15 protein-coding genes are annotated in these 23,409 nt (G+C 51.1%); 12 read left to right on the top strand and 3 right to left on the bottom strand.

The features are described 5' to 3' along the window. Positions 1-59 precede the first annotated feature (59 nt). Together ruvA and sprA are read left to right on the top strand one after the other, a co-directional pair. The gene (gene ruvA / locus CIK88_RS02420) at positions 60-662 is read left to right on the top strand and encodes a Holliday junction branch migration protein RuvA (protein WP_094434296.1); all 603 of its coding nucleotides are present in this window, start codon (positions 60-62) and stop codon (positions 660-662) included. Between the two features lie 49 nt (positions 663-711). Then, positions 712-8,025: a cell surface protein SprA gene (gene sprA / locus CIK88_RS02415; RefSeq protein ID WP_371591478.1), complete on the top strand. Its 7,314-nt coding sequence runs from the start codon at positions 712-714 to the stop codon at positions 8,023-8,025. A 796-nt stretch (positions 8,026-8,821) separates the two neighbouring features. Here sprA and dacB read toward each other — a convergent pair. Then, positions 8,822-10,039, bottom strand: coding sequence for a D-alanyl-D-alanine carboxypeptidase/D-alanyl-D-alanine-endopeptidase (gene dacB / locus CIK88_RS02410; protein WP_094434292.1), 1,218 nt, complete (start codon positions 10,037-10,039; stop codon positions 8,822-8,824). A gap of 92 nt (positions 10,040-10,131) precedes the next feature. Between dacB and nadB the strand changes: the two genes are divergently transcribed. From nadB to CIK88_RS02375, 7 genes are all read left to right on the top strand, one after another. Then, a complete protein-coding gene (gene nadB, locus CIK88_RS02405; RefSeq protein WP_094391382.1) occupies positions 10,132-11,718 on the top strand; it encodes an L-aspartate oxidase in 1,587 nt (528 codons plus the stop codon). Positions 11,719-11,791: 73 nt separating this feature from the next. Then, positions 11,792-12,763: a lipoate protein ligase C-terminal domain-containing protein gene (locus tag CIK88_RS02400; RefSeq protein ID WP_094434291.1), complete on the top strand. Its 972-nt coding sequence runs from the start codon at positions 11,792-11,794 to the stop codon at positions 12,761-12,763. Between the two features lie 51 nt (positions 12,764-12,814). Next, positions 12,815-13,891 (top strand): glycine cleavage system aminomethyltransferase GcvT, encoded by a 1,077-nt coding sequence (gene gcvT, locus CIK88_RS02395; RefSeq protein WP_094391380.1) that lies wholly within the window; start codon positions 12,815-12,817, stop codon positions 13,889-13,891. Positions 13,892-13,928: 37 nt separating this feature from the next. Next, positions 13,929-14,309, top strand: coding sequence for a glycine cleavage system protein GcvH (gene gcvH / locus CIK88_RS02390; protein WP_094391379.1), 381 nt, complete (start codon positions 13,929-13,931; stop codon positions 14,307-14,309). Positions 14,310-14,333: 24 nt separating this feature from the next. Then, positions 14,334-15,653 carry an aminomethyl-transferring glycine dehydrogenase subunit GcvPA gene (gene gcvPA / locus CIK88_RS02385; RefSeq protein ID WP_094434335.1) on the top strand — a complete coding sequence of 440 codons (1,320 nt, stop codon included), beginning with the start codon at positions 14,334-14,336 and terminating at the stop codon, positions 15,651-15,653. Positions 15,654-15,669: 16 nt separating this feature from the next. Beyond that, on the top strand, positions 15,670-17,082 hold the full coding sequence (gene gcvPB, locus CIK88_RS02380) for an aminomethyl-transferring glycine dehydrogenase subunit GcvPB (RefSeq protein WP_094434289.1): 1,413 nt from the start codon (positions 15,670-15,672) through the stop codon (positions 17,080-17,082). Continuing rightward, the gene (locus tag CIK88_RS02375; RefSeq protein WP_094434287.1) at positions 17,069-18,304 is read left to right on the top strand and encodes an NAD(P)/FAD-dependent oxidoreductase; all 1,236 of its coding nucleotides are present in this window, start codon (positions 17,069-17,071) and stop codon (positions 18,302-18,304) included. The genes gcvPB and CIK88_RS02375 overlap by 14 nt, the downstream gene beginning before the upstream one ends. A 121-nt stretch (positions 18,305-18,425) precedes the next feature. Here CIK88_RS02375 and kduI read toward each other — a convergent pair whose 3' ends face one another. Both kduI and CIK88_RS02365 read right to left on the bottom strand, forming a co-directional pair. After that, on the bottom strand, positions 18,426-19,394 hold the full coding sequence (gene kduI, locus CIK88_RS02370) for a 5-dehydro-4-deoxy-D-glucuronate isomerase (RefSeq protein WP_094434285.1): 969 nt from the start codon (positions 19,392-19,394) through the stop codon (positions 18,426-18,428). A 15-nt stretch (positions 19,395-19,409) separates the two neighbouring features. Beyond that, a complete protein-coding gene (locus CIK88_RS02365) occupies positions 19,410-20,852 on the bottom strand; it encodes a PTS galactitol transporter subunit IIC (protein ID WP_094391375.1) in 1,443 nt (480 codons plus the stop codon). 514 nt (positions 20,853-21,366) lie between these two features. On the opposite strand from CIK88_RS02365, the gene CIK88_RS02360 reads away from it, so the two are divergent. From CIK88_RS02360 to CIK88_RS02350, 3 genes are read left to right on the top strand one after another with little or no spacing between them, the layout of a single operon-like run. Next, the gene (locus tag CIK88_RS02360) at positions 21,367-22,167 is read left to right on the top strand and encodes a GIN domain-containing protein (RefSeq protein ID WP_094434283.1); all 801 of its coding nucleotides are present in this window, start codon (positions 21,367-21,369) and stop codon (positions 22,165-22,167) included. A gap of 35 nt (positions 22,168-22,202) precedes the next feature. Continuing rightward, positions 22,203-22,715 (top strand): RNA polymerase sigma factor, encoded by a 513-nt coding sequence (locus CIK88_RS02355; RefSeq protein WP_256387686.1) that lies wholly within the window; start codon positions 22,203-22,205, stop codon positions 22,713-22,715. Further along, entirely contained in the window at positions 22,712-23,407 is a 696-nt protein-coding gene (locus CIK88_RS02350) for a hypothetical protein (protein ID WP_094434279.1), read from the top strand. Before CIK88_RS02355 ends, CIK88_RS02350 begins: the two co-directional genes overlap by 4 nt. Positions 23,408-23,409 lie beyond the last annotated feature (2 nt).

Raw genomic sequence — 23,409 nt, 5'->3', positions numbered from 1 at the left:
CACAATAAATCGTCACCAACAAGCGTTATAACTATTGTATTAATACAAAATTATAAGTTATGATAGATTATATTAAAGGCGAACTGGCAGAGCTCAGTCCTGCCTCAGCCACTGTTGAGGCTGCCGGTGTGGGCTATGCCATGAGCATATCGCTCACCACGTATAGTGCGATACAGGGAAAGAACACCGTGAAACTCTATGTCTATGAGGCTATCCGCGAAGATGCTTATGTGCTCTATGGATTTTCAGGTAAGAAGGAGCGCGAGATGTTTCAACTGCTTATTACTGTTAGCGGTGTGGGGGCAAATACAGCCCGAATGGTGCTGTCATCGATGAGTGTGGCAGAATTGTGTGCTGCGATCTCCACCGGTGATGAGCGACTTATCAAGAGCATCAAGGGTATCGGACTGAAAACTGCCCAACGTATCATTGTTGATCTGAAAGATAAGATAGTAGCCTTGGGCATTGCCGAAGAACTGCCTGCTGGCGGATCGGTAGCTGTCGCTGTTGATACTGCTGTCAGAGACGAAGCAGTGGCAGCCCTTACTATGTTGGGATTCTCGCCTGCTCCTACGCAGAAAGTCGTGGTGCAGATATTGAAGGATCAGCCCGATGCGCCAGTGGAGCAGGTTGTGAAACTGGCATTAAAACAAATCAAATAAACAAAACAAGAAGCGATTGGCGTTTAGGGTAGGTCATATCGCCATGGTGATGCTGAGCATTGGTGCTTTTGCCATGGCTCAACAGCACAAGCAGGCACCGTTGGAAGTACCGACGGTGCCGTTGCCCGTTGTTGCCGACAGCGTGGCCGATAGTGTGGTAAAGCCCCGATGGACTCCGCAGCGCACCGCCCCCAGGTCTGTTGCCGACCTCGACACCATCCCCCTTGACCTTCGCATGCCGCGTAATATTGCGCTCCAGGTGGACTATGACGACACCGCCAATACTTATGTTGTAGGTCAGAAGATGGGAGGGCGCTATCTGACTACTCCCCTGCTGATGTCCCCTGATGAGTATGGACAGTGGTCGCTCAAACGAAGGATGGGCACCTTCTTTCGCCAGAAGAATGCCGAAAATGTGGCAACCAAGGGGAAGAACAAGTTTGATTTTGCCGACATGCATTTTGATCTCGGTCCAGCCGACAAGATATTTGGTCCCGGTGGTGTGCGCATCAAGATGATGGGAACGGCAGAACTGAAACTGGGTGGCAATATCAAGAATATCGACAATCCGTCGTTGCCAGTACGCAATCGCCGAACAAAATCCATAGACTTTGACGAGAAGATAAATCTCAATGTGACGGGAAAGGTAGGTGATAAGTTGAATATGAACCTCAACTACAACACCGATGCCACTTTCGACTTCGATACCAAGAATATCAAGTTGCGTTATGAGGGAAAGGAAGATGAGATCATCAAACTCATTGAGGCAGGCAATATCACCTTCCCTTCGCAAAACTCACTGATCAAGGGTGCATCGAGCCTCTTCGGCGTACGTACTGATATGCAGTTTGGACGGTTGAAACTGCAGACCGTCTTTTCGCAGAAGAAATCATCAACCACCAGTGTCTCATCAAAGGGAGGCGTACAGCTGACACCTTTTGAAATCAATGTGGCAGATTATGAAGAGAATCGTCACTTCTTCCTTGCCCAGTATTTTCGTGAACGCTATGATGCCGCCATGCAACAGTTGCCCAATCTCACTACAGGCATCCAGATTACAAGAGTGGAGGTGTGGGTGACCAACAAGACGGGGACTACCGCCAATACTCGCAATATCATAGCCCTTGCCGATCTTGGTGAGAGTCGTTCGACGCGCTGGGGTAGTGGCGGAACCGTTTCTTCTGTTCCTGCCAATACCGCCAATGGCGAATATCAAGCCATGACCACCGACTATGTCGCAGCACGTCAGTCGGAACAAACGACGACGGTGCTTGATGGAGTGCCTCAGTTTACGGGCGGTAGCGATTACGAGAAACTCTCTTCCGCCCGTCTGCTCAATAGTTCTGAATATACAGTCAACAGTGCCCTTGGCTATATATCGCTCCATACTACCTTACAACCCGATCAGGTGCTTGCCGTAGCTTTCGAATATACCTCAGGCGGTCGGGTTTACCAAGTGGGTGAATTCGCATCCGACCACACCAATACTTCAGAAGCGATATTCGTTAAATCGCTGAAGAATACCAGCAACCATCCGATGCAGCCCAACTGGCGGTTGATGATGAAGAATGTGTATTATCTGGCATCTCAGGTGGAGCGTACTAAGTTTCGTCTCGATATCAAGTATCAAAGCGATACTACTGGTGTATGGCTCAACTACATCCCCGTGCAGCAGGTTAAAGATACTCCCCTGTTGCGGGTATTGGGATGCGACCGTCTTGACAACAACAATCGCCCCAATAGTAATGGTTATTTCGATTATGTTGAGGACTACACCGTCGGCGACGGCCGTGTATTCCTGCCAGCAGTCGAACCCTTCGGCCAGACCTTGCGCCGCTATCTCACCTCTCATGGTGTCAGTGCCGATGAGGCTGAACGCTATGTGTTTGCCGAACTCTATGACACCACCCGAACGGCAGCACGGCAGATGGCAGAGAAGAATAAGTATATGCTTGTCGGTCAGTATCGGGGAACGTCAGCCAATGTCATCTCGCTCGGTGCTTATAATGTGCCGCAAGGGTCGGTGGTGGTGACTGCCGGCGGTGTGGTACTGACTGAAGGATCAGACTATAGTGTTGACTATGCTGTGGGTGAGGTGACCATTCTCAATCAGAGCATTATCGATGCCGGCACCAATGTCAATGTATCGCTGGAGAGCGATACCGACTATGGTATGCAGCGCAAAACCATGTTAGGACTCAACTGGCAGTATGACGTCAGTAAGGCATTGCAGTTGGGCGGCACATTACAGTATCTGACCGAGCAACCGCTGACCTCGAAGGTGACTATGGGTAGCGAACCGCTGCGCAACATGTTGTGGGGACTCAACATCAACTGGCGACAGGAGAGTCAATGGCTCACCAATATGCTCAACCGTCTGCCCTTCCTCCATTGCACAAAACCCTCACAACTCTCTTTTACTGGCGAGTTCGCCCAACTCTTGGCAGGTCAGGCAGGCGGCACGCAGAGCCATGCCTCGTATATTGATGATTTCGAGAATGCCAAAAACGGCATTGACGTCAGCGACCCCAAGGCATGGGTGATGTCGAGCGTGCCGAGCATGTTTCCCGAACATGCCGACCGCGACTCAGTGACAAGTGGTTTCAACCGTGCCTTGCTGGCATGGTATAATATCGATCCTATCTTCACCTATCGCTCGTCGTCGCTCACCCCCAGCCATATCAAGAGCGACCTCCAGCAGTTGTCTAACCACTATGTGAGATCAGTCTATGTTAGCGAACTCTATCCCAACCGTCAGCAGAGCACTTACAGTGGTGTGACAGCCACGCTGCCCATCCTCGATTTGGCTTATTATCCCGAAGAGCGCGGAGCCTACAACCTCACTACCGACCTCACCGCCGATGGACACTTGCGCAATCCGCAACAGCGATGGGGAGGCATGATGCGCCGCCTGGATACCAATGATTTCGAAACCGCCAATATTGAATATGTGGAATTTTGGTTGCTCGACCCCTTTATCTATGCCGACCGCGATGGCGGTGCTGCTGATTACGGTGGCGACCTCTACATCAATCTTGGTGAGGTGAGTGAGGACGTCTTGCGCGACGGCAAGAAATTCTCGGAGAGCAATATGCCTGTTGACGGACAGGGATCGTTCATCCGTACAGCATGGGGTAAGGTGCCCCAGCAGCCTACAGAGACCTACGCCTTTGCCACAACAGCCGGAGCACGCCTCAAACAAGATGTGGGACTCAACGGACTGACTGATGAAGAGGAACGCTCCCAACCAGCGTATGTCCGCTTCTTAGAAGGTGTGCAGGTCAATGACAGTGTGCGTGCCGCCATCCATGCCGATCCCGCAAACGACAACTACCACTATTACCGTGGTCGCGATTACGATGAGCGCAAGACCTCCATCCTTGAACGCTATAAGCGAATCAACATGCCGCAAGGCAATTCGCCCGATTCCGACAGTCAGACCGAAGGCTATGATACCAGCTATAAGACCACGCCCGATGTGGAGGATATCAATCAGGACTATACGCTCAACGAATACGAACGCTATTACCAGTATCGTGTCAGCATACGCCCAGAGGATATGCGCCTGGGATATAACCATATCACCGACATTCGCGAGACAACGGTGCCGCTGCGCAACGGAACGAGTGAAACCGTCCGGTGGTATCAGTTTCGCATTCCCCTCAGCCAGTATGACCAGCGGGTGGGCAATATCAACGACTTCACCAGCATCCGCTTCATGCGCATGTTTCTCACCCAGTTTCGCCGCCCGGTGGTGTTGCGCTTCGGCTCCCTCGATTTGGTGCGTGGCGAATGGCGCATCTATCAGCAACCCCTGACCAATGGCGCGACTACAGGAACCATCGAGGTCAGTGCGGTGAATATTGAGGAAAACAACGACAAGCGTCCCGTCAACTATGTCTTGCCGCCAGGCATCAGTCGTGTTACCGACCCCTCCCAACCGCAACTCGTGGAAGACAACGAGCAGGCGATGAACCTCGTGGTGCGTAATCTCGCACCCGCCGAGTCGAAGGCGGTCTATAAGAACACCATGCTCGACCTGCGCCGTTATAGAAATCTGCAGATGTTTGTCCATGCCAACCACCTCATCGATGATGCCACAGACTTGCAACATGGCGATTTGGCAGTATTCGTGCGGTTGGGTAGCGATTATAAAAACAACTATTATGAGTACGAGATACCGCTGACGCTGACCCCCGATCGCAACGACTACAACAAATACAGCATCGACGATCGCAGGGCTGTGTGGCCAGAGGCTAATATGCTTGATGTCAACCTCTCCGCCTTTACCCGTCTCAAGCGACAGCGCAACAAGTCAAGGGCACAGGGTGGGGCTGTGTTCACGCAAATCTACTCAGAGCCCGATGCCAGCCATACCGGTTGCACGGTAAGCATCCTCGGCAATCCGTCGCTCGGTGAGGTCAGAACGCTGATGATCGGTGTGCGCAACAAGTCGGGCACGCAAAAGTCGGGAGAGGTGTGGGTCAATGAGCTCCGTCTGCGCGACTTCAACGACAATGGAGGCTGGGCTGTGAGTGGTGCCATGAATATGCAACTCTCCGATGTGGGGACGGTCAATGTCAGTGGAAGGATGATGACCAGCGGATTTGGCGGACTCGAAGAGAGCGTGCTACAGCGCTCCACTGACGATTACAAGACCTATTCAGTCACCGCCAGTATCGAACTGGGACGCTTCTTCCCCGACAAAGCCAAGGTGTCGGCACCGCTATACTATTCGGTGACGAAAGAGGAAACCCGTCCGAAATACAATCCGCTCGATACTGACCTGACCCTCGACGAGGCACTCGATGCCGCAGCCAACAAGCAGGAGCGCGATTCCATCGAGCGTATCGCCGTCACCCGCACCACCAATACCAATCTGTCGCTGTCTAATGTGCGTGTCGGCATCCGTTCAAGAAAAGCCCCCATGCCCTACGACCCTGCCAATTTCTCGTTCTCCTACAGCCACTCCCACCGCCAGACCAGTGGCGAGACCACGGTCTATGAGAAGGAAGATCAGTGGCGTGGTGCTTTCAACTATGTCTATGAACCCGTGGTGAAGCCCTGGGTACCGTTCCGTAAGATCAAGGGCCGCTCCCAATGGGCGCAATATCCCAGACAGTTAGGAGTGAACTGGCTACCGCAGAGCATCTCGTTCAATACCGAGATGCTGCGCAACTACTACGAACTGCAAGAGCGCGACATGGAGAGCATAGGCGGCCAACAGCTACCCCTAACCTTCAGTCAGCAGTTTCTGTGGAATCGCGAGTTTGCCGTACGCTGGGATCTCACCCAGCGCCTCCACCTCGATTTCCAGTCTGCCACCCACGCACAGATAGAAGAACCCTACACCCCCGTCAACAAAGACCTCTATCCCGAACAGTATCAGGCATGGAAAGACTCGGTATGGCAGAGCATCCGCCGCTTTGGCGAACCGCTCGACTATCAGCAGCGCTTCTCAGCTACCCTGCAGTGGCCACTCAGCCTGTTGCCCGTCTTCGACTGGGTGACCGGCACTGCCAAGTACGACGCCCACTATAGTTGGCTGCGCGGCACAGAACTCGACGACGGTACCAGTCTGGGACATACCATCACCACCAACCGGCAGGTCAGCCTCTCTGCCACATTCAATATGGAGACCCTCTATAACCACGTGCCCTTTCTGCGCCGCCTCAATCAGCAGCGTGCCAAATGGCAGACTGTCGGCAGACAGCCGACAGTGCGTGGCAGAACTGCGGCAAAGAGGCCGCAGCCGAAGAGCAGAGAAGAGCGCATCCTGCCCAAAAACCAAGGTACGTGGCAACGCGAAGTCAGACTGTCGGCAGACACCGTTACCATAGTGACCCACGACAAGGCCACGCGTCGCCTCACCGTCACCGCACGCACTCGCGACGGGCGCACCTACCCCCTGCGCTATAAGCTGCTTGACCGCCGCCAGTTGCGCATCGACTCTCGCGACACCGCCACTATCCTGCTGTCGGTAGCCGAGCGCCCACCCTTAGACCGCCAGTGGTGGTATCGCTCCCTGCAGTCAGCCACCCAGGTACTCATGATGGTGCGCTCCGCCAGTCTCACTTATCGAGACGACTACTCGCTGTCGGTGCCCGGCTTCCTTCCCACCATAGGTGATGTTTTCGGACAGCGAGGCGGTCACCTGATGGCACCTGGTCTCGCCTTCGCCTTCGGCACGGTAGATGATGCCTATGTCAGTCGAGCCCTCGACCGCGGATGGCTGCTCACAGCAGACAGCATCGCATCGCCAGCCACTGCCAACCACACCACCGACTTGCAGTTGCGCGCCGTGCTGGAACCCCTGCGCGGGTTGCGCATCGACCTCCATGCCAGTCGCACGCACACACGTGCGCGTACCATACAATATATGTATTCCGGCATGCCCACCACGCTGAGCGGATCATTCTCTATGACCACCCTGTCGCTCAAGTCGGCACTGGAATCCACGGGCAGTGCCACAGGCGGATACCGCTCCGCTTCGTTCAGCCGCTTCTGTCGGTCGCTCGAAGGCTATCGGCAGCGAGCCGCCGCGGCCTACGGTAGTGTGCCCGATGCCTATCATGCCACCGTCATGATACCCGCCTTCCTCTCCGCCTATACCAGCAGTGGAGGTAGTGGCAGCTTCTTCCCCTCGCTGGCATCGATGCTGCCCAATTGGACCGTACGCTATACGGGGCTCTCTGCGCTGTCATGGGTGGCAGACCATTTCAAGAGCATCACGCTGTCACACGCCTATCGGAGCATCTATGCCGTAGGCAGCTACTCCGCCACCAATGCTGCCACTCTTGCCGACTATAGTGTGCCGACTGTCAGTCTGAACGAAGCTTTCTCGCCATTGCTCGGCATCGACGTGTCGCTGCACAACGACCTCAGTGTGAAACTCGAATACCGCACCACGCGCATTGTCAGCCTATCCACTACGAGTGTGCAGATCAACGAGAGCCGTTCCAACGACTGGGTGCTGGGCATGGCATATACCATCAGCGACTTCAACCTCTTCGGCACCGCCGGCAATCGTAGGGTGAGCCGCGCCCAGCGCAGCCAGCGCCAACAGCCCGACAGTCAGAAGAGTGTCAAGACAGGTGTCAACCACGACCTCTCGTTGCGTCTCGACCTCTCGTTGCGTCGTCAGGCATCCCTCTCTCGCGATATTGCTACCGCTACGAGTGCCGCCAACAGCGGCAATACCGCCCTCCGCCTGTCTTTTGTGGCAGACTATACTTTGTCGCGCCTGCTCACCCTCAGCGCCTACTACGATCGGCAGACCAACACCCCCTTGCTGTCATCAGCAAGCTATCCAACCACTACCCACGATTTCGGACTGTCGCTTAAAGTCAGTCTGTCGAGGTGAGGGCGAATGGCAACTCCGCTTTCGCGTACAGTTATTTTAGTTTTCAAGAAATTTCGACCACACGACCACGGATATTTGCAATGTTCTATCTGTTAGTGTCTTATGGTGTGGTCGAAAACCTAAATCATGGGATTACGACCACACTTCGACCACAGAATGGCGTAAGCATATCTGCGATGCTCATATCTATCCATAAAAATAACAATTGTCATTCAGAAATAAAACTGATCGGTATTTGGAAATAACGTTTAATAGAGGTCCTGTCCAATGTTTGATAAAGGTATTTTCAACGTTTGATAAAGGTGTTTTCAATGTTCGAAAAAGGTGTTATCCAACGTTTGACAATGGTGTTATCCAACGGTTGACAATGGTGTTATCTAACGTTTGACAATGGTATTGTCTAACGTTTGACAAAAATATTATCAAGGTTTGAAAAAACGCTGACAAACTCAAATACCCCACTTTGACATAGATATATATGCTTGTTCAGAGATTTATGATGCTGATAGATGGCAATCCGCGTGGTTGAAGAGCTGTTGAAGTGTGGTCGAAGCGGTGGTCGAAGTGTGGTCGAAATTTAAGGATTCGACCACCACTTAAAGTTCTAAACCACTGCGTGTTAGGTTGACGTGGTGGTCGAGTGGTCGAAATTTTTTGAAAACTAAAATAACTGTATCTGAAAGCGGTGCTGTTGATTCACCGCTCTCTTTCATCAACTAACCGAGGAACAACAGCGTGAATAGTCGTTTACCGACGACAGTCTTTCGTGTACGCGTATGTATCGCGCTGTGTATCATCAAGGTGCACAAAGTGCATTGCAGACTCGGTCTTGGAATCGTCGTGCGTTGCTGGTGTGCATGACACCTTGGTTGATGATGGAGAAACACAGGCGATGGTCGTTGGCAGCGGTGCAATAGCCAGCCAGTGCCGAAACGCCTTCGAGTGTTCCGGTCTTTGCCTTGACATTGTCGGCGGCAAACGAGCCGCGCATGCGGTTGCGCAAGGTGCCATCGCTGCCCGCCACAGGGAGCGAGGGCAGAAGATGGAGATAGACCGTGCTGTTGCGGTAGGCATAGCGCAGGAGGCGCACCTCAAGGTCTGCAGAGAGATAGTTGTAGAGCGATAGTCCACTGCCGTCGGCTATGCGGTAGGGACGATGGCCCAGTCCTACCTTGGAAATCAACCGCTTGACAATGGCGGCGGCATCCTTGGCGCGCGCAGGGCGGTGGTCCTGATGGGCTGCCAACTGGTAGAACATGGCTTCGGCATAGAAATTGTCGCTCTGCTTCATCATGCGTAACAGTATTTGGTCGATGCTGTGGAAACGCGAACAGAGATGGAAGGCGCTGTCGGGCAGTGTGCCGTCGGATACGCGCACATCGAGCACCACTCCGTCGTCAACGAGCTGGCGGATGAAGCGATCGACAAACTGCGTGTTGCGACCGATGGTCAGTGGCGACAGCGGCGGATTGTCGTCGTCCCAACACCATCCCTCGCCCAAGAGGTCGGCATCCTTCATGCTGCGGTCTGCCACGATGCTGCCGCGGATCGTGTCTACGCCCATGTGGCGGATACTCTCCACGAAGGCATTCATGTCGTCAATGTTGAAACGGGGATCGAAACCGCCCACGCAGTAGAGATCGCCCGTCAGGGTGTGGTTTTCTACCTTTCCAGTATAATAGAGTTGGGTGCGAAATTGGTAGGAGCCGCCCAACTTGTCGATGGCGGTGATGGCGGTGAGAAGCTTCATGGTCGATGCCGGACGCAACATCTGGTGCTCGTTCACCTTATATAATATAGAGTCGGCTGTCAGGTCATAGACCTCCAGACCCACAGTGCTGGTTTCAAACATAGGGTGGCGGAGCAGCGAGTCGAGGCGATACTGGATGTTCTGCGGCCATGGCAGTGCCACATCGATGGTATCGACCTGAAAGGTATCGGGCTCCTCTGTTTCCTGGGCAGAAGCAGCCACTGCTGCCCACAATAATAACAGTATAATCTTTATCTTACTCATAATATGGGTGCAAAATTACAAAATAATATGGTTTGATGGTCGATTTTCCATAAGAAATTAGTATTTTTGCACCAATATTATAACGAAACGTTATGGTTTATAAGTACGATTATCTCATAATAGGTGCAGGTGTGGCCGGTATGAGCTACGCCCTGAAGATAGCACGTGCCAATAAGGGACGCGTCTGTATGATTTGCAAAAGTTCGCTCGACGAGGCCAATACCTCGTTTGCGCAAGGTGGTGTTGCCTCTGTCACTAATCTGAAAGTGGATAACTTTGAAAAGCACATTGAAGATACAATGATAGCCGGCGACTACATCTCCGACCCTAAGGCCGTGGAACAAGTGGTGCGTAATGCACCGTCACAGATTGAAGAACTCGTCAACTGGGGAGTCAATTTCGACAAGAAAGACGGGCACTTTGACCTGCACCGCGAGGGAGGCCACTCTGAATTCCGTATTCTCCACCATGCCGACGATACCGGTGCGGAGATACAGCGAGGACTGATGGAGGCGGTGCGCAACAATCCTAACATAGATATCAAAGAGCACCATTTTGCCGTGGAGATCATCACCCAGCATCATCTTGGTGTGCGCGTCACCCGACGGTCACCACACATCCAGTGTTACGGAGCATACGTGCTCAATCCCGACACAGAGAAGGTAGATACCTATTTGGCGAAAATCACCGTGATGTGTACCGGTGGATGCGGAGCGGTATATCTCACCACGTCGAACCCCGTGATAGCCACTGGCGATGGTATCGCCATGGTCTATCGCGCCAAAGGTACGGTGGCAGATATGGAGTTCGTGCAGTTTCACCCCACCGTACTGCATAATCCGAAAGAGACACACCCTGCCTACCTCATCACCGAGGCGATGCGAGGCTATGGCGGCATACTGAAACTGCCCAACGGCGAGACCTTCATGGAGAAATACGACGAAAGGCTGTCGCTCGCACCACGTGACATCGTGGCACGCGCCATAGACAAGGAGATGAAGATACACGGACTGGACCACGTCTGTCTTGACGTGACCCATAAGCCCGCAGAAGAGACGCGCCACCATTTCCCCAATATCTATCAGAAATGCCTGTCGATAGGTATCGACATCACCACCGACTACATCCCCGTGCGCCCTGCAGCACACTATATGTGTGGAGGCATCAAAGTAGATCTCAACGGACAGTCGAGCATTGAACGGCTCTATGCCCTTGGTGAGTGTTCATGCACCGGACTGCACGGCGGCAACCGACTGGCAAGCAACTCGCTCATCGAGGCGGTGGTCTATGCCGATGCCGCTGCCAGACACTCGCTGCAGCATATCGACGAATACGACTATAATACCAATGTGCCGGAGTGGAACGACGAGGGCACTATGACCAACGAAGAGAAAGTGCTCATCACGCAATCGGTCAAGGAAGTGACGCAGATCATGTCCAACTATGTGGGCATCGTGCGCTCTGACCTGCGCCTGCACCGGGCATGGGACCGACTCGACATGCTCTATGAGGAAACCGAACGGCTCTTCAAGCGCGTCAAGGCAAGTAGGGACATCTGCGAACTGCGCAACATGATCAATGTGGGATATCTCATCACACGATGGGCGTTGGAACGCAAGGAGTGCAGAGGTCTCCACTATACCACCGACTATCCGTTGCATGCCTACGACAAGAAATAATATGCAAATAATTTGCAGTATTCAAAATTTCTTGCTACATTTGCCTCTGATTACTAACTAAGAATGCTAAGACATGCTGCACATCGCACTGCCCGACAATAAGACAAGGAGACTGACCTTCTATCTGGCTATGGAAGAATACGTGGCCAGACACCTGAAGGCTGCCGACTGCTTCTTTATCTGGCAGGTGGAGCCCACCGTGATATTCGGCAGAAACCAGTTGATCGACAACGAGGTGAACCTTGATTTCTGTCGCCGCCATAACATACAGACCTACCGCCGTAAGAGCGGTGGGGGCTGTGTGTATGCCGATATGAACAACCTGATGCTGTCGTATATCACCGACGACGAAGGGGTGGGATTCACCTTCAACAAGTATATGGGCATGCTGGTCACGATGCTCCATCGGTTGGGCGTCGATGCCAAAGCCAATGGGCGCAACGATGTGATGCTGGGCAACAGAAAACTGTCGGGCAGCGCATTCTATCGCATACCGGGCCGGAGTATCCTGCATAGCACCCTGCTCTACGACACAGATATCGTCAACATGGTGGGGGCTATCACACCGGGAGAATTGAAACTACTCTCAAAGGGGGTGGAGAGCGTACGCCAGCGCATTGACTTGCTCAAAAACCATATCACTCTCAATGTTGACGAACTCAGAGAGTTTGCCATCAAGCACTTCTGCGACGAGACCTATTGCCTCGGAGAGAAAGAGATTGAAGAGATAGAACATATCGAAGAGGAATATCTCACCGACGATTTCATCTACGGCAACAACCCACGCTACACCGTGGTGAAGCACAAGAGGATAGAGGGCGTAGGAGAATTTGAGGTGAGAATCGATATGCGACATAATGTCATACACGATGTCAACCTGATGGGGGACTACTTCCTCATCGGCGATCTCGACAACGGACTGCTCAAAAAACTGCGGGGTGTTCCGCTTACCAGAGAGTCTATCAGATGTATTCTCCCTGACCGGATAGACGACATCATCTACAACCTTGAGAAAGAGGACTTCGTCAACCTACTGGCAGGTTGAGCAAAATACTAAAAACCCAATAACAACAATATATAAATATTCAAACAGCCTATGAACAACAAACGCACCTGTCTTTACGACAAACACGTGGCACTGGGCGCTCTCATTTCGCCCTTTGGTGGGTTCGACATGCCCATACAGTATTCCAACATCACTGACGAACACCAAGCTGTGCGTCAACATTGTGGTGTGTTCGACGTGAGCCACATGGGCGAAGTGCTCGTCAGCGGTACAGACGCTGAGCGCTACGTTAACCATATCTTCACCAATAATGTGGAAGGTCTTGCTGTCGGCAAAATTCTCTATGGCATGATGTGCTATGAGAATGGCGGAGTGGTCGATGACCTGTTGGTATATAAGATGGCGGACGACCGCTTTTTCCTGGTCATCAATGCTGCCAATATCGACAAAGACTGGGCTTGGATCCAGTTGCAAGCCGAGGGGTTCAACGTGACACTCGACAATCAGAGCGACTACTACGGACAGTTGGCAGTGCAGGGGCCGGAAGCGGAGCGCATCATGGAAGAGATACTCAATCTGCCATGCAGCGAACTGACTTTCTACACCTTTAAGACCATGGGCGACGTCATCGTGTCGCGCACCGGATATACCGGTGAGGATGGCTTTGAGATATATGCCACTCCCGATTATATCAACCAGTGTTGGGATAAACTGATGGCTGCCGGCGTGACACCTTGCGGACTGGGATGCCGTGACACCCTGCGCTTCGAAGTGGGACTGCCGCTCTACGGTGATGAACTGTCTGCCGAAATCACTCCTATCATGGCTGGACTGGGCATGTTTGTCAAACTCGATAAAGAGGAGTTTGTGGGACGTGACGCCCTTGCCAAACAGAAAGCTGAAGGTGTAGCCCAGAAACTCGTGGGTATAGAACTCCAAGACAAAGCGATTCCCCGTCATGGCTATACCGTGATGAAAGACGGACAGCCCATCGGTACTGTGACGACAGGATACCATACCATCTCTACCGACAAGAGCGTATGTATGGCACTTATCGACAGCCAGTATGCGCCACTCGGCACAGAACTGGAAGTGCAGATTCGCAAAAAGGTGTTCCCTGGAACTGTGGTCAAGAAGCGCTTCTACGACAAGCATTACAAGAAATGAGAAAATATATACAATAACTAAAAAGAACTATACGATTATGGCAAAAGTAATTGAAGGACTCTATTATAGCGAGTCACACGAGTATGTACGTGTTGAAGGTAACACCGGTTTTATCGGTATCACAGACTATGCACAGAACGCACTGGGCAATGTGGTCTATGTGGATATGCCCGATGTTGACGATGAGATAACAGCAGGTGAAGACTTCGGTGCGGTAGAGAGCGTGAAGGCTGCCAGCGATTTGCTGTCGCCCGTAAGCGGTACTGTACTGGAAGTGAACGAAGCACTCGAAGACCAGCCCGAACTCATCAATCAGGATGCTTTCGAAAACTGGATTATCAAAGTGGAACTCAGCGATACCGGAGAACTGGATCAGCTGATGGATGCCAAGGCTTACGAGGCTTTCTGCAATCAGTGATTCACGCAAAAAGCCTATATGCCTATGTCCTATAAGTATTTTCCACATACCGACGACGACCTGCAACAGATGATGCAGCGCGTCGGTATCAGCAGTCTCGATGACCTCTATGCAGAAGTGCCGGAGGCTATCCGTTTCCGTGGCGACTATGATCTGCCTGACGAAATGAGCGAGACCGAGGTGCGCCAGGTGTTTGAACAACTGGGCGCCATGAACCGTCCTATGATGTGTTTCGGCGGCGCAGGGGTCTATGACCATTATACACCGGCGGTGATTCCCAATCTGTTGAGCCGTTCTGAACTGCTGACCAGTTATACGCCGTATCAGGCGGAGATATCGCAGGGAACGCTCCACTACATCTTCGAATATCAGTCGATGATGGCTGAACTGACGGGCATGGATATCTCCAATGCTTCCATGTATGACGGCACGACTGCCTGCGCTGAAGCCATGATGATGGCGGCGGCATCGGGAAAGAAGCAAAACCGATTCTTGGTGAGCGATACAGTCAATCCCAAGACGCTGCAGGTGATGCAGACCTATGCACACTATCATGGCATCCAGCTCGGAACTGTTGTCTCACGAGACGGTGTTACCGACCGTGAAGATCTGGAACGACAGTTGGCGGAAGGTGGTGTGGCTGGTGTTCTCGTGCAACAGCCCAACTATTTCGGCATTGTGGAGGACTATAGCGGTTTTGCCGATCTCATCCATACCAATAAGGGTCTGTTTGTCATCGATAGCATTGCTGCCGACCTCGCCCTACTGAAAACACCAGGCGAATGGGGGGCTGACATCGCAGTAGGCGATGCACAGTCGCTGGGCATCCCAATGCAGTTTGGTGGTCCATACGTGGGATATCTGTGTTGCACGGAGAAACTGTTGCGTAAGATGCCGGGACGCATCGTCGGACTGACACAGGACAACAGAGGACAACGTGCTTTTGTGCTCACGCTGCAGGCACGCGAACAGCATATCCGCCGACAGAAAGCTACATCAAACATTTGTTCTAACCAGAGCCTGATGGCGCTCTTCGTCACCATATATCTATCGCTCATGGGCAAGGAGGGACTGCGCGAAGCTGCACAGCTGTCGTATGCCGGCGCCCACTATCTGTGTGACCAACTGATAGCAACAGGTCGTTTCCAACTTGTCTATCAACAGCCTTTCTTCAACGAATTTGTGGTACGCTACGACGATGACCTCGACGGACTGCTCCAATGCCTTTCCGACGAAGGTATCTTCGGTGGTGTGAAAGTGGCAGACGACCAACTGATGATTGCCGTCACTGAGCAACGCACCAAGTCTGACATTGACCGTCTGGTCAGCCTTATCAACCTCTAATCCACAGCAAAGCCTTATGAACAACAAGTTATACGGAAATCTCATCTTCGAATTGTCGAAGCCTGGCAGAAAGGGCTATTCGCTGCCCAGAAACGAGTATGGCAACTATAACATGCCGGAAAGTATGCAACGACAACATCCTGCCGAACTGCCGAACTGTGACGAGCTGACCGTGGTACGTCACTATACCAATCTCTCGGCCAACAATTTCGGAGTGGATAACGGATTCTATCCTCTAGGGTCATGCACCATGAAGTATAACCCTAAAATCAATGAGGAAGTGTCTGCTATGCCACAGTTCACACGCTTGCATCCGCTACAACCCGCTGAAACGACACGGGGCGCAAAGGAAGTATGCCAACGGCTGAAGAAAGCGCTCTGTGCACTGACCGGACTGGCTGACTTTACACTCAAGCCTTTTGCTGGAGCGCACGGTGAACTGACTGGACTGATGGTAATCAGAGGGTATCATGAAAGTCGTGGTGATATGGCGCGTACCAAAGTCATCGTACCTGACTCGGCACATGGCACTAACCCAGCTTCGGCTGCTGTATGCGGACTGGAGATTGTGGAAGTGAAATCAACTGCCGACGGTCGTGTGTCACTCGATGATCTGAAAGCTATTGTAGAAGCGGAAGGCAACAATATTGCTGCCATGATGATGACCAATCCCAATACATTGGGACTTTTTGAAACTGATATCCCTGCTATTGCTAAACTCATCCACGACTGTGGCGGACTGATGTATTATGATGGCGCTAACCTCAACCCTATGCTCGGTGCATGTCGGCCGGGCGATATGGGCTTTGATGTGATGCATATCAATCTGCACAAGACATTCTCTACCCCTCACGGTGGTGGCGGTCCTGGCAGCGGTCCTGTCGGAGTGAGAAGCGGATTAGAACCTTTCCTTCCTTTTGTCAGTCCCTATGAAGCTGGCAATTTCGGAGTGGTTATGAAGGCTTATGCCTATATCCTCTCACTGGGTCGCCAACAGATCAAGATGGTTGGACCGTTGGCTACACTCAATGCCAACTATATCAAGGAATGTCTGAAGGATGTCTATCTGTTGCCTATCGACGGACTCTGCAAACATGAGTTTGTGTTCGACGGACTGAAAGACAAATCTACAGGGGTGACAACAATGGATGTGGCAAAGCGGTTGCTTGACTATGGGTATCACGCTCCGACCATCTATTTCCCATTGCTCTTCCATGAATCACTGATGATTGAACCTACGGAGAGTGAGTCGAAAGACACGATCGACGGATTCATCAGTGTGATGCAACAGATTGCAGAAGAAGCCAAGACTCAACCCGATACGGTCAAGTCGGCACCGCTCAAGACGCCTATCGGAAGAGTTGATGACGTATTGGCAGCCAAGCATCCTATTGTCAACTACAAACAGATGATTCATGACAACAACTGATCTTATCATCGTCGGTGCGGGACCTGGTGGTTACCGCGCCGCACATCTTGCCGCGCAACGAGGATTGCAGGTGGTTGTCATCGAAGCCGATCAGGTGGGTGGCACTTGCCTTAACCGTGGTTGCATACCTACCAAAACGTATGTCCACGCTCGTTCCTTCGACGAGGCTGTGGGCAGACAGCCGGAGGTGGTCACTGCATTGCGTAGCGGTGTGGAACAACTCATGGCTTCGCCAGGCATCACTCTCGTACGCGGTCGTGGTGAGTTCACCGGACCTCATACGGTTAAGGTTGGCGATACGGAATATACCGCTCCACACATCATCATCGCTACGGGAAGTAGTAGCAAGATGATTCCTGTAGAAGGTATCGACCTTCCACAGGTGATGGACTCTACCAAACTCTTGCAGTGTCAGGAACAGCCTCGTCGCTTGTGTATCATCGGAGCTGGTGTAGTGGGCATGGAGTTTGCCAGTGTGTTCAACCGCTTCGGCACAGAGGTGACAGTCATCGAATACCTCAAGGAGTGTCTGCCTATGCTCGACAGCGATATTGCCAAACGACTCCGCAAATACCTGGAGCGCCAAGGCATCACCTTCCGCATGAAGACTATTGTCACCTCGCTCGCAGATATTGATGCTGATGCCATTCTCATTGCCACAGGTCGCAAACCCAATGTGTCGGCTGACCTTGCCGTTGCCGGCATCACCTACGACGAGCGTAAAGGCATCAGCGTAGATGAGCACTTTGAGACTAATGTCAGCGGTGTTTATGCTATTGGTGATGTCAATGGCAAACAGATGTTGGCTCATGCAGCAGAGATGCAAGGTATTCATGTGGTCAACCGACTGACGGGACATCAGGACAATATTCGTTTCGATATCATGCCTTCTGCCATCTTCACAAGTCCTGAAGCTGCGTGTGTGGGCTTGTCGGAAGATCAGTGTAAAGCCACATTGCCTGGCTACCGTTGTCGCAAAGCATTCTGGCGTGCCAACGGCAAGGCTCTGACGATGGATGCTGCCGAAGGCCTGTTGAAACTGTTGTCGGATGTTGACGACCGCATAGTGGGGTGTCATGCTTATGGTGCTCACGCTGCCGACCTGATACAGGAGGTAAGCAGTCTGATGTGTCTCAATGCTACTGTCGCTCAGTTGCGCGACATGGTACACATCCACCCAACGCTCTCTGAGGTGTTGCATGCCGCATCAGAACAGGAATAACATCATTTTACCCCATATCAAAAGCCCCGTCAGCATGGACGGGGCTTTTGATTTGGGGTATGCTCGGCATGAGCATACAAAAAAGCTCTTATCCGGAGACAAGAGCTTTTATATGTGAATCTTATTTCAATTCTGTGATCTTCACCACCTGCATGTCGTTGTAGATGAGGTTCTCGCCAGCCATACCCCAGATGAAAGTATAGTTGGAAGTTCCTGCAGCGCAGTGCACACTCCACTCTGGATTGATAACAGCCTGTTCGTTGCCTGTCCAAATCAGACGAGTCTCCTGTGGTTCCCCCATGATATGGCAAACGCTCTGTCCTTCTGGAACCTTGAAGTAGAAATACACCTCCATGCGCTTGAGGTGGGTATGAGCAGGCATTGTGTTCCATACCGATCCTGATTTGAGTTCGGTAATACCCATCTGCAACTGGCAGGTGCGCACACCAGCCACACCGTTGAGAATCATCTGATGGATAACGCGGTCGTTGCTCTCGGCAGCACTTCCTGCTATAATATTCTTCGCGTCTTTCAGACTCACCTTTTTGGTGGGATAGCTCTGATGGGCACATGCACTGTTCATATAGAACTTAGCAGGATTCTGTGCGTTCTTACTTGCCACGATGATTTCCTTTACACCCTTACCTACATAGATAGCCTCCTGGAAAGCGAGGTCATAGCGCTTGCCGTCAACCGTCACACTACCGTCACCACCTACGTTGATGATACCAATTTCGCGATTGTCGAGCAGATTGCGACCATTGTCACTCTTGCTGAGATCCACATAGAGTGGTTCGATTGATGTGAGTTTCAGTGGAGTATCGGTTGGCATTGCACCTCCCACAAGGAAACGGTCGATGGTGGTGTAGGTCCAGTTTACTTCACCTGGTGCCATGATTTTCTCAATGAGATACTCGCTACGCAAACGCTGTGTGTCGTAGCTCTTGGCATCTCTGGGGTTTGAAGCCTGTCGCACACAATAGTTTGTGTAGCTGTTTTCTGCTTTTACTTCATAGCCTTTACACTTGCACTGTGCATTCACCGAAATGGCTGCCAGGCAAATGGCTGTAGTCATTAAAATCTTTTTCATTACTTTCTATAATTATTAGTTGTTTACTTTCTTTTTCTCGTCAGCGATAATGCGCTTGCGGTTGATCAGCATCATGGCGAGGGTGATGACTACCAATACGGCAGCACCTATATATTTGAAATACTTCACCAGAGCATAGATGACATAACTAAACAGGGCGGACACGAAATCCATACTACCTGCAAGGAATCCTTCTGGAACATGAGCGGCATTATCTTGGGTCTGCGCATATACCGAAGCGGCGGCCTTGGTAAAATCGGGAGCCATATCGGTGATAAACCAAAGTCCTATGAGTAATGCTATAAGTCCTATGATGAAACTCTTCACCACATTACCCTTGGTATAGGGAAGCATCATGGGGAAAATATAAAACAGGCCTGCCAACGATGCAAGGGGCAGAAACTGGTTGCCTGGCAGAATTACTGCTATAACGATATAGGTAGGAATCAGAAACAAAGTACCTACCAACGCGGTGGGGTGACCGATAACGAGTGCAGGACTCATACCGATGTGGATGGTCTTGCCCTTCATCTTTTTGTTGACCACCTCTTTGGTCTTCTCTGAGATAGGCATCAGTCCGTCGATAAACAGTTTGGTGATACGGGGTATCAGTTCCATCACGGCTCCCATCGTTACGCCAAGGAAGAGAATATGCTTCACAATGCGCATCACACCATCGGTAGCGGTAGAACCTGCGGGCATGGTTGCCATAAACTGATCGAACTGGGTGATGTCGCCCCAATGGGCTACAGTGGCTATCAATGCGCCTACTACCACACCGAGTACAAGGGGTTCGCCAATAACGCCGAACTTTGACTTTAAGCCCTCGGCATCGATATTGAGTTTTGAGAATCCCGGTATTTTGTCGAGCAGCCATCCAATAGCAATGGCAAACGGTGTGAAACTCTGACAGAAAGGCTGTGGCACGGAGATGCCTGGAAGGTTGTAGTATTCCTGAAAGCGCTCTGCCGTAAGGTCTGCCATCACGAGTGTGATGATGTAGCACACGATAGCTGCAAAATACCCCCATACAAGACTCTCGCCGCACACAAAATATACCACAGCACCTATGAAAGCGAAGTGCCAGTAGTTCCATAGGTCGATATTGACAGTACGTGTGGTTTTGGTGATTACCATGAGGAAGTTAACACCGAGGCACACAGGGATGATGAGTGCACCGACAGCTGTATTGTATGCTACAGCAGCGGCAGCAGGCCATCCCATATCAAATACACTCAGGTTGAGGTTGAAGATATCCTCAACAGCCTGCAGCGGATCCTTGAAATTATTGGTAAGCAAAGCTGTAACAATACCGAGGCCCACAAATCCTACGCCCACATACAGACCAGATTTGAGTGCCTTGCCAAATTTCATGCCGATACACAGACCGATAATCGTGAAAAGAATGGGCATCATCACCGATGCACCCATTTGAATGATGTAGTTGAAAATATTCATTACTTTACTTTTTTGTTTGTTTCTAATTATAATGTACCGTGACTGGCTCATGCCACGATATTTGATTTGTGATAGTAGTATGACTGCGTGACCGATATCGTGTGCCATCTTTCATCAGCGAAGAAGCATGCCACGGGATATTATCGTATCACGAATTTTATATGCACCTGCAAAATTACTTAATCTTTTTGTAAAACTCACCTTTTATCGTTTTTAAATGCATTTTTTCGCTTACCATACCTCTTTTTCATACGAAATCATGCTTGCCAAAGACAAATGTCATGCCAAAAGTGTTGTGTTACACAACGTGGCTTTTTCGTTCTTGTGCGCAAGTGTCTTAAATTCCGATTGGCTCTTTGCGTTAACGCGAGGTTAAATTCCAAAAGTTTATATGATGTTAAAATAGTGTTAAATCGCGTTGCCTGTCATTGAGTCTGCTGTTTTTTCTCGTTATTTGTATAAAAGACGCAGGGAAAAGCCCCAAATCGTTATCAGCAAAAACAGAATAAAGACAATGACTATGAACAAAAGATGTATCACAACAACACTGGCACTACTGCTGACAGTATTGACTGTCGCAGCAGGAACGAAGATTGTGGAAACCAAGCCACTCCAACCTTTTACTGTTCTGAATATCCTTGGTAGTGCCAAAGTGGTTTATATCCAAGGTAGCGGACATAGTGTGCGTCTGGAGGGTGACAAAGAAGAAATCGATCGCCTCGAAATCAAACAAACAGATAAGCACCTCAATATCGGTTACAAGACCACCAAGATTGGCGGCATTTATTATATGGGCAATGGATCAAACAACGGTTCGGTTACCATCTATGTCACTTCGCCTGCAATCAATGTGATCAATGTGACAGGCAGCGCAGAGGTTGAAGTCGATAAGTATAAAGTTCAAACATCCATGCTGACTATGAATGTGACAGGGTCTGGATCCATACATGTGAAAAATGCCAGCGTAGGAACTGCCACATGCAATGTAGCAGGGTCAGGTTGCATAAGTGTTGATGAGCTGCAAGCTGTCAATGCTTCTCTCGTTGTGAGTGGAAGTGGTATGGTCAAGGCACAAGTGGATTGCAGTGATAAACTGAATTGCGTAGTGGCAGGATCAGGAGACGTTAGTGTATCGGGAAGAACTGCTAACTATAGTAAATCGGTCATGGGATCAGGATGTGTTAGTGACAAGAAACTGAAATATACCAATCTCAGCAATGCCACAAGATATGACGGAAAACAGGCGTATGTGATTGACAGAACAGGAAGAAGCCAAGGCAATGATACGGTGAACGGCATCGTGGCAAATCCTTAAAACTATACGGCATAAGACAAGGAAGGATACTGAAGGTGAACCAACAGCAGTTTGAACATACGGCAAAACAATTGCGCATGAAGGCCTGGCAAACGGCATCGCGCATGCTGAACGATAGCGATGATGCCGACGATGTGGCGAGCGAAACAATGCTTAGGCTATGGGCTGTGCATGATACGCTACACGACGAAACACATGCCGTCAGACTGGCTGTTGTCGTGGCTCGACATACTGCCATTGACCACCAACGACGACGGCGACCATCGGTCAGTATAGACAGTGGGACAAGAGTCATTCCTCTCGATATTCCCACCACCGATACACCTGACTGGAAGATGGAATGGGAGGAAAGCGAACAATGGCTGCGACAACGCATCGAACAACTGCCACCCAGAGAAATGCAGGTGTTGAGACTCAGACAGACTGAACGACGCACCAACGCTGAGATTGCAGCACTACTGGGAATAGGCGAAGCATCTGTGGCAACCATGCTATCGGCAGCACGCCGAAAACTGTTTAATGATATCAAAGAAAGGAACCGACAATGACAAACCAACAACTCATCAATCTGCTCGAAAGCTTCATGGATGGACAAACGACAGTTGAACAGGAAACACAACTGGCTGACTTCTTCCGTCAAGCAACAGATGCCGACCGTCCCGAAGGAATCTCGAACGACGATTGGCAGGCCTATTGCGAGATGTTCCGCATGTTTGAAAACGGAATGGAAGAACATACGGCAACCATTCGTCCTGTAGAAACAGACGCTCCTGAGAAGAAACATCGCATCTTGCCACTGCGCTGGATGGCGGCGGCTGCCTCGGTGGCTGTGTTGCTGGTTGGCGCACTGACACTCTGGAATCATACTACCGACCAACCGCAGCCGATAGCACAAAGTCAACCGGCCATCACTCCCGTTGAAACCGATACCGTGGCAGTGGATCGACGTCAGATACCATTAGACAGTATCACACCGCCCGCCAAAACTACTAAGCGGAAGATACGTCGACTACACAGCGTTCCACCGCCTCCTAAAGAATATCTGGCTGAGACTGGAAATACCAAGACGGTGGACAAGGCCATCAGTCAGGCTGACCTCGATGAAGCCGTGGCACAGGCAGAACTCTTGCTCCAAGCCATGCAACTGCAACAGATGGTTGAACTCAACGATAGTAAGATGCAATACCTCCAGGCTATGGATGCCCTTGATGCCGAAGAGGAAGAATATGTAGAACAATGAGC

This window comes from Prevotella sp. P5-50, from assembly GCF_002251295.1.
Classification (GTDB): Bacteria; Bacteroidota; Bacteroidia; order Bacteroidales; family Bacteroidaceae; genus Prevotella.
This window is presented reverse-complemented; position numbering and strand designations above follow the sequence as displayed.